The organism is Sulfurimonas denitrificans DSM 1251 (assembly GCF_000012965.1).
Taxonomy (GTDB): domain Bacteria; phylum Campylobacterota; class Campylobacteria; order Campylobacterales; family Sulfurimonadaceae; genus Sulfurimonas; species Sulfurimonas denitrificans.
On sequence record NC_007575.1, the window covers coordinates 1,649,668 to 1,666,293 of the forward strand.

Here is a 16,626-nt window from a genome sequence, read left to right on the forward strand (position 1 = left end):
AAGCTCTTCTCTCAGTCGCTTTAGCATAGTTCAAAAAAATTTACATAACCCCAGATTCAAACTGAGATCTCATTCTCTCTTTTTCAGCTTCTCTTGCAGCTTTTGCAGAGAGATTTACATGATATTTTTTAACATCAAATCCTAGTGTAAGCAGAGTTGGAGAAGCAACAAAAATAGATGAGTATGTTCCAACAACTATACCAACTAAAAGAGTAAATGCAAATGCATGAATAATTTCACCACCCCAAATAAAGAGAGTAAATACAACAAATAGCGTAGTTAAAGAAGTAAGTGTAGTTCTTGAGAGAGTGCTAGTAATAGACTCATTAATAATATCTCCAAACTCACCATCTCTTGTATTTGTTATACCCTCACGAATACGGTCAAATACAATGATTGTATCATTTAAAGAGTATCCCAAAATAGTAAGAAGTGCCGCCAGTACATCAAGATTCACCTCTAATCCTACAAGAGCGATTGCACCAAGAGCAATAGAGACGTCATGAACGAGAGCTAAAACTGAAGATAGTGCGAATCTCCACTCAAATCGAAATGCAACATAAATTAAAATCCCTGCAACAGCTAAGATTAAAGACATTAACCCCTTCTCTTTTAGCTCACTACCAACTTTTGGACCAACTATATCAACACGTCTTATCTCAAACTCTCCAGTTCCAACAAGTGCAGCTTTTGTAACGTCACCAACATCAACTACAACGTCACTGCTTGTTGTTCTCATACGAATTACAACTTCATCAGCAGAGCCAAATTCGGTAATAGAAGCACCCTCAAAAATCTGATTTGTACTTAATTTCTCTCGCATCATATCTATTGGTGCATCGCCTTTGTACTTAACCTGAACGATTGTTCCACCAGCAAAGTCAACGCCGTAATTAAGACCTTTGAGCGAGAGTATTGCAAGTGAACTTAAAACCATTATTATGGATAAAATCATTGCAATTTTCGATTTGCCCATAAAATTCATAGCACTTGTTTGTCTAAAAAACTCCATTCTTACCCCTTAATCCCAAACCAAAAGAGGTTGTTTTTACTTTTTTGGATTCTGTTTTGAAGCATCTCATAGATTCCATGAGTTCCTAATATTGCCGTTAGCATTGAAGCCAAAATACCTATACTTATGGTTACAGCAAATCCCTTGATAGCCCCTGTTCCATAAGCATATAAAACTACCGCTGCAATGAGTGTTGTAATATTTGCATCCAAAATCGCACGCATTGCATTTGCGTAGCCCTCTTCTATGGCTTTTTGTATAGAGTAGCCCTGATGAAGAAGCTCTCGAATACGCTCATTAATAATAACATTTGCATCAACTGCCATACCGACAGTTAAAACTATACCAGCCATTCCAGGCAGAGTAAGCGTTGCTCCAAAGAGACTCATGACGGAGAGTATTATCAAAATATTTACAATCAATGCAATATTTGAGATTATTCCAGCCATTCTGTAATATACAACCATAAAACCTATAACAAGAGCAAACCCGCCAATAAGTGCAATCATACTTGCTTTAATGCTATCAGCACCCAAACTAGGACCAACTGAACGCTTCTCCATCAGATAAATTGGAGCTAAAAGAGAGCCCGAACGAAGAGCTATTGATAAATCTTTTGCTTCCATAACTGTATAGTTTCCAGAGATTTGACCACTTCCGCCACCGATTCTCTCATTGATTACTGGTGCTGAATAAACTTTACCATCAAGAACAACAGCCAAACGTTTTCCAACACTCTTTGCAGTAAAATCTCCAAATATTTGAGCACCCTCTGCATTTAACTTAAAAGTTATAAGAGGACGATTATTTTGATCAAAACCAACGTTTGCATCTGTAAGCATTCCACCATCAAGAATTGGAATTTCACGAACAAGATATTTCATATGTGGATTTGTTACATCCTCTAAAATAACATCTCCATAAGAGACAGCATCGCTATTGCTCATGCTATTTACTCTTGCATTTCTATCTTCATCAACTGCCATAAGCTCTAACTTTGCTGAACGAGAGATAAGCTCACGAGCACGTTGTTCATCCTCTGCGGTTTTAATGCCTGCTAATTGAACAAGTATCTTCTCCTCACCTTGACGTGCAACGATTGGCTCTGTTAATCCAAACTGATCTAGTCTGTTTCTTATTGTCTCTATTGCTTGAGAAATTGCTTGTTCTTCTGTTCTAGCAATCTCCTCAGGAGTTAGAGTCAAAGAGATGCTCTCTCCAGTAGCAACAACAACTGCACCTTTTATCTCATGCAAAAAAGATTTGATTTTCTTTAAGTCATCTTTATCAAGAAGTAAAAACGAAATACTACTCTCATCAAAAGAGAGAGAATCTATAAGAATCTCCTCTTTTTCGCTATAGTATTTAACACTAGCTGCAATTGATTTTATGCGAGATTTCACAGCTTCCTCGGTTTTTACACCAAGAAGCATATGCAGACCGCCTTGAAGGTCGAGTCCTAATGTTATTTTTTTACCATCTTGTGTTTGAAGGATTGATGGAAGAGAGAAAAAAAGACCAAAAACTATTGCAAAAGCAAATATTACTATGCGATAATTAAGCTTCATCCTCGAACTTTCTAATCACAGAATCTTTTGTTATTTTTACAACGCTATCTTCATTTATCTTTACACTTAAGAATAACTCTTCAACTTTATAAACAACAACTATAAGCCCTCCAGCGGTAATTACCTTATCGCCTTTTTTAAGCGCTACTATCATCTCTTGACGTGCTTTTGACTCTTTTTGTTGCGGGCGGATAATCACAAAATACATGATTGCGATTAAAAATACAAACGGTAATAATTGACTTAATATTTCCATAAATGGGGTCTTCCTTTGAATAAATTGCGACGATTATACAAAAATTACATTAACAAAAGAGACAATACTGCTATAATTTGCGCCAAAAATATAATAGAGAAGATATGACACAAAAGATACAAACACTAAAAAATAGATACAATCATAAGTTATTTGATTTATATCTTGGAGTTATAACTGCCCTTTTATTTAGTGCATTTCTATACTTAGAACACTTTGAAATTACTCTTAAATTTTTAAATACAATCTTTGGACTCTGTGCTATTGCACTTTTGTTATATATCCCAAAAAGAGCTGTTTTAGTTGCTGGTTTTTTTATAGGTCTTTTGTGGTTTTACTGGATTGGATACAGTTTCAAATACAACGGTGTTGGCTATTTAACACCACTTATTACATTTGCTTTTGCAATTATTTATATGCTTTTTTTTGGTATTTTAGCACTTACTAAGAGTGTAGCCATTAGAGCAATTTTACTATTTTCTCTTACTTTTTTTGAACCGATGGGTTTTAACTGGCTGCAGTTAGAAGTTCTTTTTGTAGATAGCTATATTGGTATTTATAAGTACCAGTTTGCAACTATTCTCATATCTTTTACTTTAGTAGAGTATATTAAAAAACCTTACAAATATGCACCTCTTTTGCTTCTATTTTTTGCCATAAACTTTAGCCAAGAAGTGCAGCTAGATGCTCCATTGAAGATAAAAATGGTTGCAACTGATATAAAGCAGGGTGAAAAATGGAAGAGAGAAAATATAGGTTCAACAATTAGATTAATATACAGTGAGATAGAAAAAGCTAAAGATGAAGGGTATGAGTTAGTCGTTCTTCCTGAGTCTGTTTTTCCTTTTTACATGAACAAATCACCTTTAGTTTTAGAGAGGCTAAAAGAGCTCTCTTATGATATCTCTATCGTTGCTGGGGCACTTCTTAAAGAAGATGAACATCACTACAACGTAACATATATGTTTGAAGATGGCAACTTTAGCATTGCTAAGAAGATGATACTTGTTCCATTTGGCGAGTATATACCGCTTCCAGAATTTATAAAAGGTTTTATAAATGAGTTCTTTTTTGCAGGAGCAAGCGATTTTAAAACAGCCCCAGCACCTACTGACTTTGTTATAAAAGGTGTAAAGTTTAGAAATGCCATCTGTTATGAAGCCACAAGATCAGAGATATTTGAGGGTGATGTAAAGTTTGTCTTAGCAACTAGCAACAACGCTTGGTTTTACCCATCAATTGAGCCTACTCTTCAAAAACTTTTGATGCGTTTTTATGCAAGAAAAAATGGTGCAACCATCTACCACTCAGCAAACTACAAAGGTAGTGGAGTTATAAAATAAAATTTTAATAACTCCTTTAAAAATGCGTTGTAATAACAGAGTAACGATTATTTGATATAATGAGAAAAAATAATTATATGGAGTTTTTCTCTCAATGATAAATCTTAAAAATCCAGACCTTTATAACAACCGCGAAATTTCATGGCTTCAATTTAATACAAGAGTTTTAAAACAGGCTCAAGATGAGTCTCTTCCGCTTTTAGAGAGACTTAAATTTTTAGCAATTTATGGAACAAATTTAGATGAGTTCTATATGATAAGAATTGCTGGATTAAAAAAGCTCTTTGCCGCTGGCATCATAGTTTCAAGTGCAGACAAACTAACCCCTCTGCAGCAGTTGCGAGAAATCAGAAAGTATCTTCATCAAGAGCAGCAGGTTGTTGAGCACTGCATGAACGGTATTTTAAAAAAACTTGAGCCTGAGGGGATAAGTATAAAAGAGTATCATGAGGTAAATCAGCATCAAAGAAACTACCTAAATAGGTACTTTAATGAAAATATTTATCCTGTTATAATTCCTATTGCTGTGGATGCAACGCACCCTTTTCCACACTTAAATAATCTTAGTTTCGGACTTATTGTAAAACTAAGAGATAGCGACAATGCAGCTATTGAGAGATTTGGGATTATCCGTGTTCCTCGTGTAATAGAGAGATTTATAGAGCTTGAAAATCATATTTACGTTCCAATTGAGAGCATTGTTGCTCAACATGTAGAAGATCTTTTCCCAGGCTACTCTTTGATAAAATTTGCATCATTTAGAGTTACTAGAAATGCTGATATTGAAATCGAAGAAGAGGAAGCTGACGACTTTTTAGAGATACTAGAAGAGGGTTTAAAACTCCGCAGAAAAGGGGCTATGGTTAGACTTGAAGTCGGAAGCGATGGCGATGATGAGATTATAAATTTCTTCAACCGCCACACAAATGTATATAAAGATGACATATATAAGTTTCATACATTTCTAAATCTCTCAAGTCTTTGGCAGATAGTTTCAAACAAACATTTTGCACATCTGCTCTCAGAGCCTTTTAAGACAAAAACTCTTCCACCACTCGATAGCAGTGATAATATTTTTAATACTCTTGAGAAGCAAGATATTTTACTCTACCATCCGTATGAGAGTTTTGATCCTGTTGTTAAGCTCATTCAGAGTGCCTCAAAAGACCCAGATGTTGTATCTATAAAAATGACACTTTACCGTTCAGGCACAGATTCTCCTATAGTTAAAGCTCTTATGAGTGCGAGTGATTCTGGAAAGCAAGTAACTGTAATGGTTGAGTTAAAAGCTAGATTTGATGAGGAGAATAACCTTATTTGGGCAAAAGCATTAGAGAAAGCTGGAGCACATGTAATCTATGGAATCAAAGGTTTTAAAGTTCATGCAAAAGCAACACTTATAACAAAAAAGAAGAATGGCAAACTAAAGCAATATGCTCATTTGGGTACTGGAAACTACAACCCATCAACTTCAAAAATATATACAGATATGAGTTATCTTACAAGTAAAGATGAGATAACTAGCGATATGACTAGATTTTTTCATTTTCTTACAGGTTTTAGCAAAAAAGGCAAGCTTAATGAACTCTACATGTCACCATCGCAAATCAAACCAAAGATTCTCTCTCTTATCCAAAACGAGACAAGAAAGAAGAGTGATGGAGAGATTATCGTAAAACTAAACTCTTTAGTTGATGATGATGTGATTCGTGCTCTTTATAAAGCGAGTCAAGCTGGAGTAAAGATTAACTTAATTGTTCGTGGAATCTGCTGTTTAAAGCCAGGGGTTGAGGGTGTGAGTGAAAATATTAGAGTAATCTCTATTCTTGGCAAATACCTAGAGCATGCAAGAGCATTTTATTTTAAAAATGATGAGGCTGGAGTCTATATCTCAAGTGCGGATTGGATGCCTAGAAACTTAACAAGACGCATAGAGCTTCTTACTGCGATTAAAGACCCAAAAGCAAAAGAGAAAATTATTCAAATATTAAAACTTCAATGTGCTGACAACTCTTTAGCTCATGAGTTGCAAAGTGATGGCTCATATATAAAAGTAAAACAGCAAGAAGATACTAAAGCGATAAATAACCACGTTATGCTTGAAGAGTATGTAAACAAGGTCTCAAAGGCTGTTGCAAAAGATAGCAGCTCCGCAATAGATCAGATAATTGTAAATATATTTAGCGAGGAGGCATAATATGCTTTACCCTTTTAAAGATATGGAACCAAAGATTGGAAAAAACAGCTGGATAGCACCATCAGCTGATGTTATTGGTGATGTTGAGTGCGGAGAAGATTGCTCTATCTGGTTTGGAACGGTTGTCAGAGGCGATGTTCACTACATAAAGATAGGCGATAGAGTAAGCATACAAGATTTAAGTATGGTGCATGTAACTCATCATAAAAAAGCTGATAGAAGCGATGGTCATCCAACAATAATCGGTAATGATGTAACCATAGGACACCGAGTAATGCTTCACGGTTGTACAATAGAAGACGCTTGTCTTATCGGAATGAGCGCGACCATACTTGACGGCGCAGTTATCGGTAAGGAGTCAATAGTCGGAGCGGATGCACTTGTAACAAAAAACAAAGTTTTTCCTCCTCGCTCACTCATCATGGGAAGCCCTGCAAAAGTTGTAAGAGAGCTAAGTGATGATGAAGTAAAAGAGCTTTACGCTTCTGCTTCAAGATATGTAGAGTTTAAATCTCACTATCAAAAATAGATGCCTGAATACTTTATATTTGCAGATATTATTGGCATCATAGCTTTTACAATAAGCGGTTTTTTAATCGCTATCAAAAACAATCTTGATATCTTAGGCATTCTTATAGCCTCCACGCTCACAGCCCTTGGCGGTGGCATAATTAGAGATGCAATTCTAAGCGCACCACCTTACGCTTTTACATATATCCACCCTGCTCTTACTCTCATAATAACCATTTTTGTAGCTTACATCTTCAAGCTCTATAAAGAGAGTTCAATTGAGAGAAAATGGATGTTTGTCATAAGCGACACTATCGGACTTGTAGCCTTTAGTATCACGGGTGCACTTCTAGCAATTAGTGCTGAGTATAACTTTTTTGGCATAGTAATTTTAAGTTTTATAACCGCAGTTGGAGGTGGAGTTACAAGAGACATTATGATAAATGAAGTCCCAACCGTACTAATTAGTGATTTTTATGGCTCGATAGCTGTAATAGTTGCTCTTCTGCTTGGCACTTTAAACTTTTTTAATGCTATAAATGAGTTCAGCATCATCACAACTGCCCTCTTTAGTGTTGCGTTAAGACTTATCGCATACAAAAAAGGGTGGCATCTGCCAAAACTAAACTAGAGAGTTCTCCCTTAGGTTATTTGAAAACTCTTCTCCAAATGTTATACACTCTTTGATGGCATCTGCGTCTGGTTTCCACATCATTTGAAGTCCATCATTGAGTAAAGTAAACCCACTATCAAGCAGTTTAGCATTTATAATTTTTGTGGATTCTCCACTCCAGCCATAAGAGCCAAAAGATGCTGCTTTTTTATTTTTAAATCCTAAAGATTTAATCAATTCAAATATTGAAGCGATTGAAGTCAAAATTCCCCTGTTTACAGTAGGAGAGCCAATAAGTATAGCTTTTGATTTGAAGACTTCAGAGATTACATCATTTTTATCTTTTTTTGATAGATGCATTAGTTTGACAACTGTTTTGCTATGAGATTTTTTAATTCCCTCTGCTATCGCCTCCGCCATATCAGTTGTGGATTCCCACATTGTGTCATATAAAATTGTTATCTGATTCTCTTGATAATCCTCTGCCCATTTTAAATACAACTCTATTATCTGAGCGGGATTGTCTCTCCAGAGAACTCCGTGTGAGGGGCAAATCATATCAAGAGGAAGATTCATAGCTAAAATCTCTTCTATTTTTTTAATAACTTTAGAGTTATAAGGCGTTAAAATATTTGAATAATACTTCAAACACTCTACATGTAATTCACACTGATCAACTAAATCATTATAAATAGCAGAGGTAGCATAATGTTGCCCAAACGCATCATTACTAAACAAGATATTATCTTTTGTTAAATAGCAGAGCATACTATCTGGCCAATGAAGCAGTGGCATCTCAACAAAAACCAACTCTTTATCGCCTAAGTCAAGCTTGTCGCCTGTTTTTACAATATTGAAATTCCAATTTTGATGATATTGCCCTCTGAGTGATTTTTCGCAGTTTTTAGTACAATAAATTGGAGTATCTGGTATAAGTTTCATAAGTTCAGGGAGTGCGCCAGTATGGTCTTTTTCTCCATGATTTATAACTATATAATCTATCATCTTTAAATCAATCTCATTTTTGAGATTTCTAATAAATACATCAGTAAAAGGTGCATCAACAGTATCTATCAAAACATTTTTTTGCTCTTTTATTAGATACGCATTATAAGAAGTTCCTTTATGCGTAGAGTATTTATACCCTTGATAGTGCTCTATTTCCCAATCAACATTACCAACAAGATAGATGTTGTTTTTTATATTAAAACCCATCTTGATACTTAATCTTCCAATACTTCAAAGTCCTCTTTTGCAACTCCGCAATCTGGACATACCCAATCATCAGGAATATCTTCAAACGCTGTTCCTGGCGCAACTCCCGAATCTGGATCACCAATTTTTGGATCATACACATAATCACATACTGTACAAATATATTTTTTCATAATAAACTCCTCTGTTTGTTAAATACTATCTTAACTTTGTAAATGAGCTTCTTATCTATAAAAATTGAACATTAAAAAAAATTTTGAGAATAAGAAGCTATCTTATAAAACTAGAGACTATTTAAGAGGCTCTCTTTTGTGAAGGCTCCAAATAAGGGAGCATTTAAAAACAGCTCATCTTTTCTTGAGACAAAAAAGAGCGCTGGAAACTGCTGTGTGTAAAAAAGTTCTACAGGATAGCTATCTTTAGCTTCAAAAAAAACTACAATAGAGATATATTTATCATTTACTCTCTTTGTAACTTCTTTGTCCGTAAATATATCTCTAAAGATATTTTTACAATCTTTGCAATCCCTCTTTAATACCAAGAGCAAAATATCTTTTTGCTCTTTTTTTGCTTCTATCAAAGTTTTTTCAAAATCGCTCTGCCATCTTATATGTTCACCAAAGAGAAGCGATGCAAAAATCATTAAAATAAAACTAAGCCTCATTTAAACTCTTTTTTTATCTTCATAAGCTCTATCACAGGCGGGTTTGGAAGTGTGGGGAAAACTTTTTTAACAGCATCAGTAGTCCACTGAGGGTAAATTCTAAAGTTTAGTTTTACCTCAACACTAAGAGGATATTTAACATCTCTTTGCAGAGTGTAACTCTCAACTCTTCTCTCTTTAGCTGGTATTCTAGTGTCACTTAGAAGTGTTTTATATCTCCAAAAAAGAAGTCCGACTCTCTTGCCTTCTTCATCTCCAAAAACTTTTTGAAAGAGTCTGCTTCCATCTTCAATATTTCCATCCTCTTTTAGTTTTCCGCTTGAGAATACAACTTTGCCATCTCTATCTTTTACATCAACATCAAGCCAGAGTTCTCTAAAATCTGCAACACCTGTTGGCAGATGATGCCCTGCGCCTACATTTGTAACTCCAACACTTAAGATATTATCTTTCACATCAACATCAAGTTTTGCAGAACTCTTAAGCAGTTCAATTGTCTGTTCCTCATTTTTCTTATCTTTTAGCCCCGCTAAAAAGTGGTTTGAGCCACTAAAGTAGTGAACTTTTACATCCTCTTTTATAACACCGCCATCAGTTGAAGTTCCCCTCAACGGTGAGAGTTTGGCATCTTTTAAATTTGTCATGTGACAATCTATACAACTCTTATGTTTACTCTTATCTTTTGGGTTGTTAAACTCAGATTTTTCCCACTCTTTAAATGTTGACACAATTGCAATGCCATTTATTGGATGAGACTCATCATGGCAAGAGGCACAATACTTACTCTCTTTATAGAGTGGATCCATATAACTTTTTTTATGCGCCTCTGGATTTGAGTTGATAAGTTTCTCGCTAAACCAGTGTCCAAGTGGTGCCTTGCTATCTTCAAATGCATATTTTTTTCGCTCAAGCGTAACTGTATAAGAGGCATTTCCCTTACTGCTTGCATCTGTAATTCTATGACATGTAACACATGAAACACCCTCTTCAAGCCTAAAGTTGTCTTGCTCTTTAAAATCTTTACTCAGTTTTTCTGCATCTTTTTCAAAAATCTCATCACGTAAGAAGTTTCCCTCCATGTCGTGAGTAGTTTTGTCATGCCCGTTTAAGAGAGCGCTGGGGTTATGACAACTCATACACCATTTACGAAAACCCTCACCCTCGACTTCTCCAGCTAAAGTCTCCATTAACATGTAGTATGGATTTGAGCCAACCATATGTTTATGGTTAGAGTTACTCCACTGCTTAAATATTTCACTATGGCATGATTTACATTTTGCAGAAGATGTCCAATCTTCACTATGGTAACTTCTCGTGCTATTTACTTCTATATTAGAGAGTATCTGCGCAGAATAGGAGAGTTGCGGATTTATAAGAAAGATAAGCCCAACAGAGGCGATGAGCTTTTTATCTATAAAAAAGGCATGTGATATAAACAGAACTATTAATAAAAACGAGCCATAAAGGTGGATATTAAAAGAGAGCTCTCCAACCATGTCTCCACCTCTGTTTCCTATTAAAAACAGATAAAATCCGCTTGCAATTAAAAGTACAAAAAGAGCAAAAAGTGCCCAACCATTTATGCTGTTTACCTTTTTTATAAAATAGTATCTACGAATATGTCTATAAATAAATGGAACAAGCAGAGATAAAATAGCTACTGAGCTTAAAATATGCAAAACTTGAATAACTCTAAAATTTTCCCATGACATATCAATAGCCTTCCATTGAAGCACTCCTGAGATAAACATCACAAAAACTAAAATTTTTATTACTATTCTCATCTGTTCTCTCTTATCTCATACTCTATAATATCGCCCTCTAGCGTTCTTAAAAATGCAACTATCTCATCAATCTGCTCAAGAGTTAAATGTCGTCCTAGCTGATGCTTTGCCATAACATTTACCGCCTCTCTTATCTTTGGTACTGCTCCGTTATGAAAATAAGGGGATGTTTTAGTAACATTTCTCAAAATTGGAACACGAAAGAGATGCTCTTTGTTTTTGCCTAAAAATCCACCACTATTCTCAAATGGAAACTCGCCATCAAACCTTTTAAACTCTGGAAAAAGTTCAAAGTTTGGTTTTAAGTCATAAACTTGTGCAAAATCTCTAAGCGGAAATCTCTGAATACTCTGTCCGCCAAGCGAAATATCACTATGACACCCTTTGCAGCCAAAACCGATGAAGTTTGCCAAACCTCTTTTTGCGTCACTGCTTATAGCAGAGTTATCGCCATCCAAAAATCTGTCATACGCACCTCTAGTTACTAGAGTTTTTACATAAACCTCAATGGCTTTGTTGATATTTTCAAATGTTATATCGTCTTGAAAAGCAGTGCTAAACATCGCTCTGTATTTTTCACTTTTACCAACTCTTAACACCAGTTCATCCGCTGTTATATTCATCTTGTGATATGCTAAAAAAGAGTTTTCGCTCTGCTGCCTTAAACTACTTACCTCGCCACTCCATGTAAAATGTTTTGAAAAAGCCGTATTTAAAATACTCTGCGTATTTAAAAGATTTGGGTGTGGCTCTTGATTATCCCCTTGAGAGAAGGTAAATCTATCGACTCCGCTTTGATCTCTTAGATGACATGCAACGCAGTTATTCGTCTGCTCTTTAGGTGAATTTATCATCTTTGACATTGCACCTCTATTTTTTAGATCTCTATCAAAAGAGTGACATGTAGAACAGCTTGTTTGTCTATTTTTTGATAAATTAACATCAAAAAAGAGCTTCTCTCCAAGTACTATTTTTGAAGCGCTCATAGGATTTGATGCGTCATCAACAAGTTCTAAAAGTTTTTCATAGGTATTTGGGGTAGATTTTAGACCTTTAAATAGCGCTAACTCTCTTAATTTATCATCACTATATTGTGGTATCACTTTTGGAGGTGTCAAATAAGCGATGGATAAAATCACACTTAGAACCATAATAGCAATTATAAGTGTATAAAAGAGTAACCTTTTCATCTAAATTCCAAAAGTAGTTTTTATCTTGCTCTCAAAAGCTTCATCACTTAACTCTTTTCTAAGTGGAACAAATGTCACAGCTTCAGCACCTACTGGCACAGCAATAGGAGCATTTTCATCTTCTATAATCATCTTTATGGCATCTGCAATTGGCTGCGCTGAGGGTCCTTCATTTATAGCCTTTGCAACTATTGGCACAAAATGGGATACTATCTCTTTATATGGAGAGTTCTCAGACGTTGTTTGTGCATTTGCAACTAAACCTTTTTTTACAAAGTTTGTACCAAAAAGCCCAGCTTCAACAGAGTGAACTCTGATTCCAAAAGGCAATGTCTCGAATCTAAGTGAATCTGTAATCCCTTCAACAGCGTACTTTGAAGCATTATAGTGTGAAAGCAGAGGAAGCCCCATTTTGCCTAAAAATGAGCTAAGGTTGATAATAACTCCGCTCTTTGCTTCTCTCATGTAAGGAAGAACTTCTCTTGTGGTTTTAATAACTCCAAAAACGTTTACATCAAACTGATTAAAAATCTCCTCATCAGTTCCATCTTCAAGAGTTGCTAAGAGCCCATACCCAGCATTATTGACAAGAACATCAATCTTTCCCTCATTTTTTATAATAGTTGCAACCGCATCTTTGATAGTTGACGTTTTTGTAACATCTATATAAATATTTTTTATATTACCCGCACTACTTCCTGTTGCACCTGTATCTCTTGAACCTGCATAAACTATATATCCGCTATCAGCTAAAAGCTTAGCGCTAAGCTCACCCATACCAGATGTAGCACCTGTTATTAAAACTACTTTTGACATGTGAAACTCCTTTAATTTTAGAGCTTAGTATATGAAAAAAATGAATATCAATCAAGTGGTTTTATCAATAAGTGGAATTTATTTTAATATAAGCTCCATAATGGAGCTTGAGAGAGGCAAAGATTCTATTGTTGTAGAATAATTTTTGTTCTTGTAAATGACATTTATTGTCATTTACAAAAACTAATGTTACTCGTAGACAATTAAGCATTTTCGGCTTAATTAAAAAAAAAGAATCATAGAAGCCAAAATTTATTCATATTTTGTACCTTTTAAATTAGTTATAATTTTGTTTAAGAACTGTAAAATATTGATGGCATTTTCACACTCTTTTTTATATATCTCAGCATTAGCATCATCATGTGATGTTGGATTTAAGATGAAGTTTTTATAAAACTCACCTCGTTTAATTAGAGCTTTAATTGTTTCGTTAGAAATTGTCCCGTCAGCATTTTGAATTTTTTCAGTAAACTCAATTTCTGTTTTGTTTAATGGGTTAAATGAAGATTTAATACAATTAATTTTAACTTGTTCATTTTTTGTGGAATCATCCAAAATTTTTTGCACACTCTGATAAAAACGATTTGTTACTTTGTGCGACCGAATATAATGCTTGTCTTCTGATTTTAAAGTATCTATAATGTTTTGTAACTCCTCCACTCTCCCCAACTCTAAAAGTTGTTCAAATTCTGTAATAATTCTCTCAAACTCTTTTCGTATAAAATTCCCAGCAGAGTATTCATCACCCGTTGAAAGGCTACCCTTTGCATCTGTTAAATAGCTAATATCTTTATCGTACAAAAAGGCTTGATGATCGTGTACAAAAAGTTTTTGTACTTTCCATTGATTAGCTTCTTCACTATCTAAATTGATCATTTTTCTTGCCATATTAAAAAACTGTAAATTATGGGTCAAAATAAGCTTTTGATAATCTTGGAACTCTTCTAAAATATACTTCATAATCAATTTTCGATTCGCCATATCAAGGGACGTCAAAAAATCATCTAATACCAAAAGTTTAAATCCATCACGCTTTTCTTCATATTTTTTGGCAAGTGCAAAATAGATAGCCACGCTAATTAGTTTTAATTTGGCTTCATTGAAGTGTTGGGATGGCTTTCCATTGCATTCTATATCATCAATCTTAATTTTTATGACAGGTGGGTTAAATTCCAAAATATCGCTGTTTCCTGAGTGTGCTGGAGTAATTGAAAATGAAATCTTGAAGGACTCATCAAACTTTTCTATAACTTCATTAATTTCTTTAAGAGGAAAATAATTTTCAAAAACTAATTGTAATAGATCGTTTTCTAATTTGAGCATCTCTTCAAATTTTGCTCTAATCGCTGTGGCATCGTCATTGCCAATTTCATCAATTATCTTGTTCTTTAACGTATCAAGATTGCCAAATTGAGCAAAACGCTTAAAATGATAATTTTCATTCTTATCAGTAACAGGACTTTTCATTTGGGGAAAATGCTCAAATAATGTATCATTTAATGCAATATAAAAATTTTCTTTTGTAAGTCTATTCAGGACTTTTTCATTCGCAAAATAGATGCTTGGATCAATTCCGATAATATTTTGGGGTTGTGTTTTACGAGTTAATACACTAAAATCTGATAGTTCATCTGCATTACAGTTTAAGACCTTGTCCTCATCTAGGATAATATTAACTTTTAAAGTCTCAGCTTCACATCCACGCGACCTATATGTTTCTTGAACTTTTGAAGCAATATCTTTATCTAACCTTTTTTGATGATAAAAATTTGAGTATAAAGCTTCATAAATAGAACTTTTACCTGTGCCATTTTCACCATAGATCAGCAAGCTTTTAGCATTAAAATCAACAGTTAAATCTTTATGAAATTTAAAATATTTAAGCTCGGCTTTTTGAACTCTCACTGCTCACCTCTAAAAAACCGTTCATAAAGTTCACGGGTGGCTTTTCCTGGCATGTCATACATTCTGCGTTTTAATTTATAAGGATATACTGAAAGTTGATTTGAATCTAAATACTTTTCTAAAAGCTCAAACCCTCTATATAGCCTACCAAAACCATAAGGACAAGTATAGTTTTTATCGTAAAAAACTTCCCATTTTTCGTGCATTATTTTAATAACAAGGTCATACATGTCATGTTTGATATATGTTGTAGAGCCTTTTGCATACGATTGTCTCACAAGTGATTTGGCAAATTTTGTAGTATTGTCACTACCTACATTTAAATTATTTTTGACCAAATAAACTATGACTGTATCTTTTGGATAAGCGTTGGTGTACAAGTCTATAAGTTGAAACCATTTAGCAAGTTCATTATCAGATTGTTGTTTTGTTTCTTCAAAATATTCAACGGAATCTACAATACGATTTAAATCATCTAAAATTTCTCTATATGTCTTTTTTTTAAATGGTGAGTATTCCGTTTTTTCAAAAAAATCTCTCAGGCCTATCTCAGAGCTCTTTATCCCTTGTTCTCCTCTAGTCATATAAGAATAAATCTTAAAAGCTCTAAGTTTTAGTTTATCATCTATTGCTTCACATCGCTCATCAAAGGATTTCCAGAGTTCAACAAAAGTATCCTGCTCATTATGCCTGTTAGCCATATAATAGAGGTTTGATTTAAAAATATCACTATCATCAAGTGGCATTCCCCTGTTATTCATTGTCTCAAAAATCTTCAGCGCTTTTTCTCTGGCTTTAGCAGTATTTTCAGCTTCTGTGAAAATAGGGAGTAACGAAACATCATAAAGAATAAAATCTATAAAATCTTTTATATCATTTCCATCTTGATCAATAAAATCTTTAATCTTTTCATAGAAAAAATAGATATTTGTTTTAAATTTATCTTTTTTATTTTGTGGTTTTTCATATTGATAATTTTCGTCTAAAACTTCATTGAATGATAGGGAATCCCGTTCAATAAAAATATTTGTTATGACTCTTTGTTCTATGATTGCATCTGTTCTATCATCTAATATCCAAATGGTATTTTTGAGCTTTCTATTTTTTGCATCAAATGCCCATAAAACTTTTAAAAGCATAATCAATGTGGTTAAACGTTGCTGCCCATCTATAACCTCAAATTCATCTCTGGCAGATGTTGCAAGTACAAGATTGCCAATAAAATAGCCTTCTGATTTATTTTTTTGAAAAGCGGTTTTTAAATCCTCAAAAAGTTCTTCACATTCACTTTCAGTCCAAGTATAGGCCCTTTGATATGGAGGAATTATATATTTGGTTTTATCTCCAAAAATTTTTAATATATATTTTTGTTCTGCATTGAGTTGTAAAGCCATTTTTATCCTTTGAACATAGGTGAAATAAGGTATGTTTTATAATTAATTTTACCTAAACTGATATAAAGACGGTATAAAAATTTTTAAACTATTTGAATTTGCCGTATTGATTTGTACCATAATGGTATTTAGCAACTACTTATATTATGCTTCAGGTAA

At 34.1% G+C, this 16,626-nt stretch carries 15 protein-coding genes; 4 read left to right on the forward strand and 11 right to left on the reverse strand.

Annotated features, from left to right (window positions below; translation table 11 throughout):
- Positions 1–40 precede the first annotated feature (40 nt).
- From secF to yajC, 3 genes are read right to left on the reverse strand one after another with little or no spacing between them, the layout of a single operon-like run.
- The gene (gene secF / locus SUDEN_RS08200; RefSeq protein WP_011373203.1) at positions 41–1,012 is read right to left on the reverse strand and encodes a protein translocase subunit SecF; all 972 of its coding nucleotides are present in this window, start codon (positions 1,010–1,012) and stop codon (positions 41–43) included.
- A 2-nt stretch (positions 1,013–1,014) separates the two neighbouring features.
- Positions 1,015–2,580 carry a protein translocase subunit SecD gene (gene secD, locus SUDEN_RS08205; RefSeq protein ID WP_011373204.1) on the reverse strand — a complete coding sequence of 522 codons (1,566 nt, stop codon included), beginning with the start codon at positions 2,578–2,580 and terminating at the stop codon, positions 1,015–1,017.
- Complete coding sequence (gene yajC, locus SUDEN_RS08210; RefSeq protein WP_011373205.1) at positions 2,570–2,836, reverse strand: preprotein translocase subunit YajC; 267 nt, start codon at positions 2,834–2,836, stop codon at positions 2,570–2,572. The genes secD and yajC overlap by 11 nt, the downstream gene beginning before the upstream one ends.
- Positions 2,837–2,940: 104 nt before the next feature.
- On the opposite strand from yajC, the gene SUDEN_RS08215 reads away from it, so the two are divergent.
- The 4 genes from SUDEN_RS08215 to SUDEN_RS08230 all read left to right on the forward strand — a co-directional run bounded on the left by SUDEN_RS08215 (position 2,941) and on the right by SUDEN_RS08230 (position 7,517).
- Complete coding sequence (locus SUDEN_RS08215) at positions 2,941–4,179, forward strand: apolipoprotein N-acyltransferase (protein WP_011373206.1); 1,239 nt, start codon at positions 2,941–2,943, stop codon at positions 4,177–4,179.
- Between the two features lie 94 nt (positions 4,180–4,273).
- Entirely contained in the window at positions 4,274–6,376 is a 2,103-nt protein-coding gene (locus SUDEN_RS08220) for an RNA degradosome polyphosphate kinase (RefSeq protein ID WP_011373207.1), read from the forward strand.
- 1 nt (position 6,377) lies between these two features.
- Positions 6,378–6,905 carry a gamma carbonic anhydrase family protein gene (locus SUDEN_RS08225; RefSeq protein WP_011373208.1) on the forward strand — a complete coding sequence of 176 codons (528 nt, stop codon included), beginning with the start codon at positions 6,378–6,380 and terminating at the stop codon, positions 6,903–6,905.
- Positions 6,906–7,517, forward strand: a complete 612-nt coding sequence (locus SUDEN_RS08230; RefSeq protein ID WP_011373209.1) for a trimeric intracellular cation channel family protein — start codon at positions 6,906–6,908, stop codon at positions 7,515–7,517.
- Here the strand turns inward: SUDEN_RS08230 and SUDEN_RS08235 are convergent.
- The 8 genes from SUDEN_RS08235 to SUDEN_RS08270 form a co-directional block, all read right to left on the reverse strand.
- Positions 7,509–8,714, reverse strand: a complete 1,206-nt coding sequence (locus tag SUDEN_RS08235) for an anaerobic nitric oxide reductase flavorubredoxin (RefSeq protein WP_011373210.1) — start codon at positions 8,712–8,714, stop codon at positions 7,509–7,511. The genes SUDEN_RS08230 and SUDEN_RS08235 overlap by 9 nt on opposite strands.
- Positions 8,715–8,722: 8 nt before the next feature.
- The gene (gene rd, locus SUDEN_RS08240) at positions 8,723–8,887 is read right to left on the reverse strand and encodes a rubredoxin (RefSeq protein WP_011373211.1); all 165 of its coding nucleotides are present in this window, start codon (positions 8,885–8,887) and stop codon (positions 8,723–8,725) included.
- A gap of 110 nt (positions 8,888–8,997) precedes the next feature.
- Entirely contained in the window at positions 8,998–9,378 is a 381-nt protein-coding gene (locus SUDEN_RS08245) for a thioredoxin family protein (RefSeq protein ID WP_011373212.1), read from the reverse strand.
- The gene (locus tag SUDEN_RS08250) at positions 9,375–11,162 is read right to left on the reverse strand and encodes a multiheme c-type cytochrome (RefSeq protein ID WP_011373213.1); all 1,788 of its coding nucleotides are present in this window, start codon (positions 11,160–11,162) and stop codon (positions 9,375–9,377) included. Before SUDEN_RS08250 ends, SUDEN_RS08245 begins: the two co-directional genes overlap by 4 nt.
- Complete coding sequence (locus tag SUDEN_RS08255) at positions 11,159–12,352, reverse strand: cytochrome-c peroxidase (protein WP_011373214.1); 1,194 nt, start codon at positions 12,350–12,352, stop codon at positions 11,159–11,161. The genes SUDEN_RS08250 and SUDEN_RS08255 overlap by 4 nt, the downstream gene beginning before the upstream one ends.
- Positions 12,353–13,168, reverse strand: a complete 816-nt coding sequence (locus SUDEN_RS08260; RefSeq protein ID WP_011373215.1) for an SDR family oxidoreductase — start codon at positions 13,166–13,168, stop codon at positions 12,353–12,355. It lies immediately after the preceding gene.
- Between the two features lie 252 nt (positions 13,169–13,420).
- Positions 13,421–15,073 carry a hypothetical protein gene (locus SUDEN_RS08265; RefSeq protein ID WP_011372323.1) on the reverse strand — a complete coding sequence of 551 codons (1,653 nt, stop codon included), beginning with the start codon at positions 15,071–15,073 and terminating at the stop codon, positions 13,421–13,423.
- Positions 15,070–16,467 (reverse strand): DUF262 domain-containing protein, encoded by a 1,398-nt coding sequence (locus tag SUDEN_RS08270; protein ID WP_011372324.1) that lies wholly within the window; start codon positions 16,465–16,467, stop codon positions 15,070–15,072. Before SUDEN_RS08270 ends, SUDEN_RS08265 begins: the two co-directional genes overlap by 4 nt.
- Positions 16,468–16,626 lie beyond the last annotated feature (159 nt).

Bases quoted from the DNA above. Each gene is read 5' to 3' on its own strand.
- secF (WP_011373203.1), bottom strand. From the start codon at position 1,012: ATGGAGTTTTTTAGACAAACAAGTGCTATGAATTTTATGGGCAAATCG.
- secD (WP_011373204.1), bottom strand. From the start codon at position 2,580: ATGAAGCTTAATTATCGCATAGTAATATTTGCTTTTGCAATAGTTTTT.
- yajC (WP_011373205.1), bottom strand. From the start codon at position 2,836: ATGGAAATATTAAGTCAATTATTACCGTTTGTATTTTTAATCGCAATC.
- SUDEN_RS08215 (WP_011373206.1), top strand. From the start codon at position 2,941: ATGACACAAAAGATACAAACACTAAAAAATAGATACAATCATAAGTTA.
- SUDEN_RS08220 (WP_011373207.1), top strand. From the start codon at position 4,274: ATGATAAATCTTAAAAATCCAGACCTTTATAACAACCGCGAAATTTCA.
- SUDEN_RS08225 (WP_011373208.1), top strand. From the start codon at position 6,378: ATGCTTTACCCTTTTAAAGATATGGAACCAAAGATTGGAAAAAACAGC.
- SUDEN_RS08230 (WP_011373209.1), top strand. From the start codon at position 6,906: ATGCCTGAATACTTTATATTTGCAGATATTATTGGCATCATAGCTTTT.
- SUDEN_RS08235 (WP_011373210.1), bottom strand. From the start codon at position 8,714: ATGGGTTTTAATATAAAAAACAACATCTATCTTGTTGGTAATGTTGAT.
- rd (WP_011373211.1), bottom strand. From the start codon at position 8,887: ATGAAAAAATATATTTGTACAGTATGTGATTATGTGTATGATCCAAAA.
- SUDEN_RS08245 (WP_011373212.1), bottom strand. From the start codon at position 9,378: ATGAGGCTTAGTTTTATTTTAATGATTTTTGCATCGCTTCTCTTTGGT.
- SUDEN_RS08250 (WP_011373213.1), bottom strand. From the start codon at position 11,162: ATGAGAATAGTAATAAAAATTTTAGTTTTTGTGATGTTTATCTCAGGA.
- SUDEN_RS08255 (WP_011373214.1), bottom strand. From the start codon at position 12,352: ATGAAAAGGTTACTCTTTTATACACTTATAATTGCTATTATGGTTCTA.
- SUDEN_RS08260 (WP_011373215.1), bottom strand. From the start codon at position 13,168: ATGTCAAAAGTAGTTTTAATAACAGGTGCTACATCTGGTATGGGTGAG.
- SUDEN_RS08270 (WP_011372324.1), bottom strand. From the start codon at position 16,467: ATGGCTTTACAACTCAATGCAGAACAAAAATATATATTAAAAATTTTT.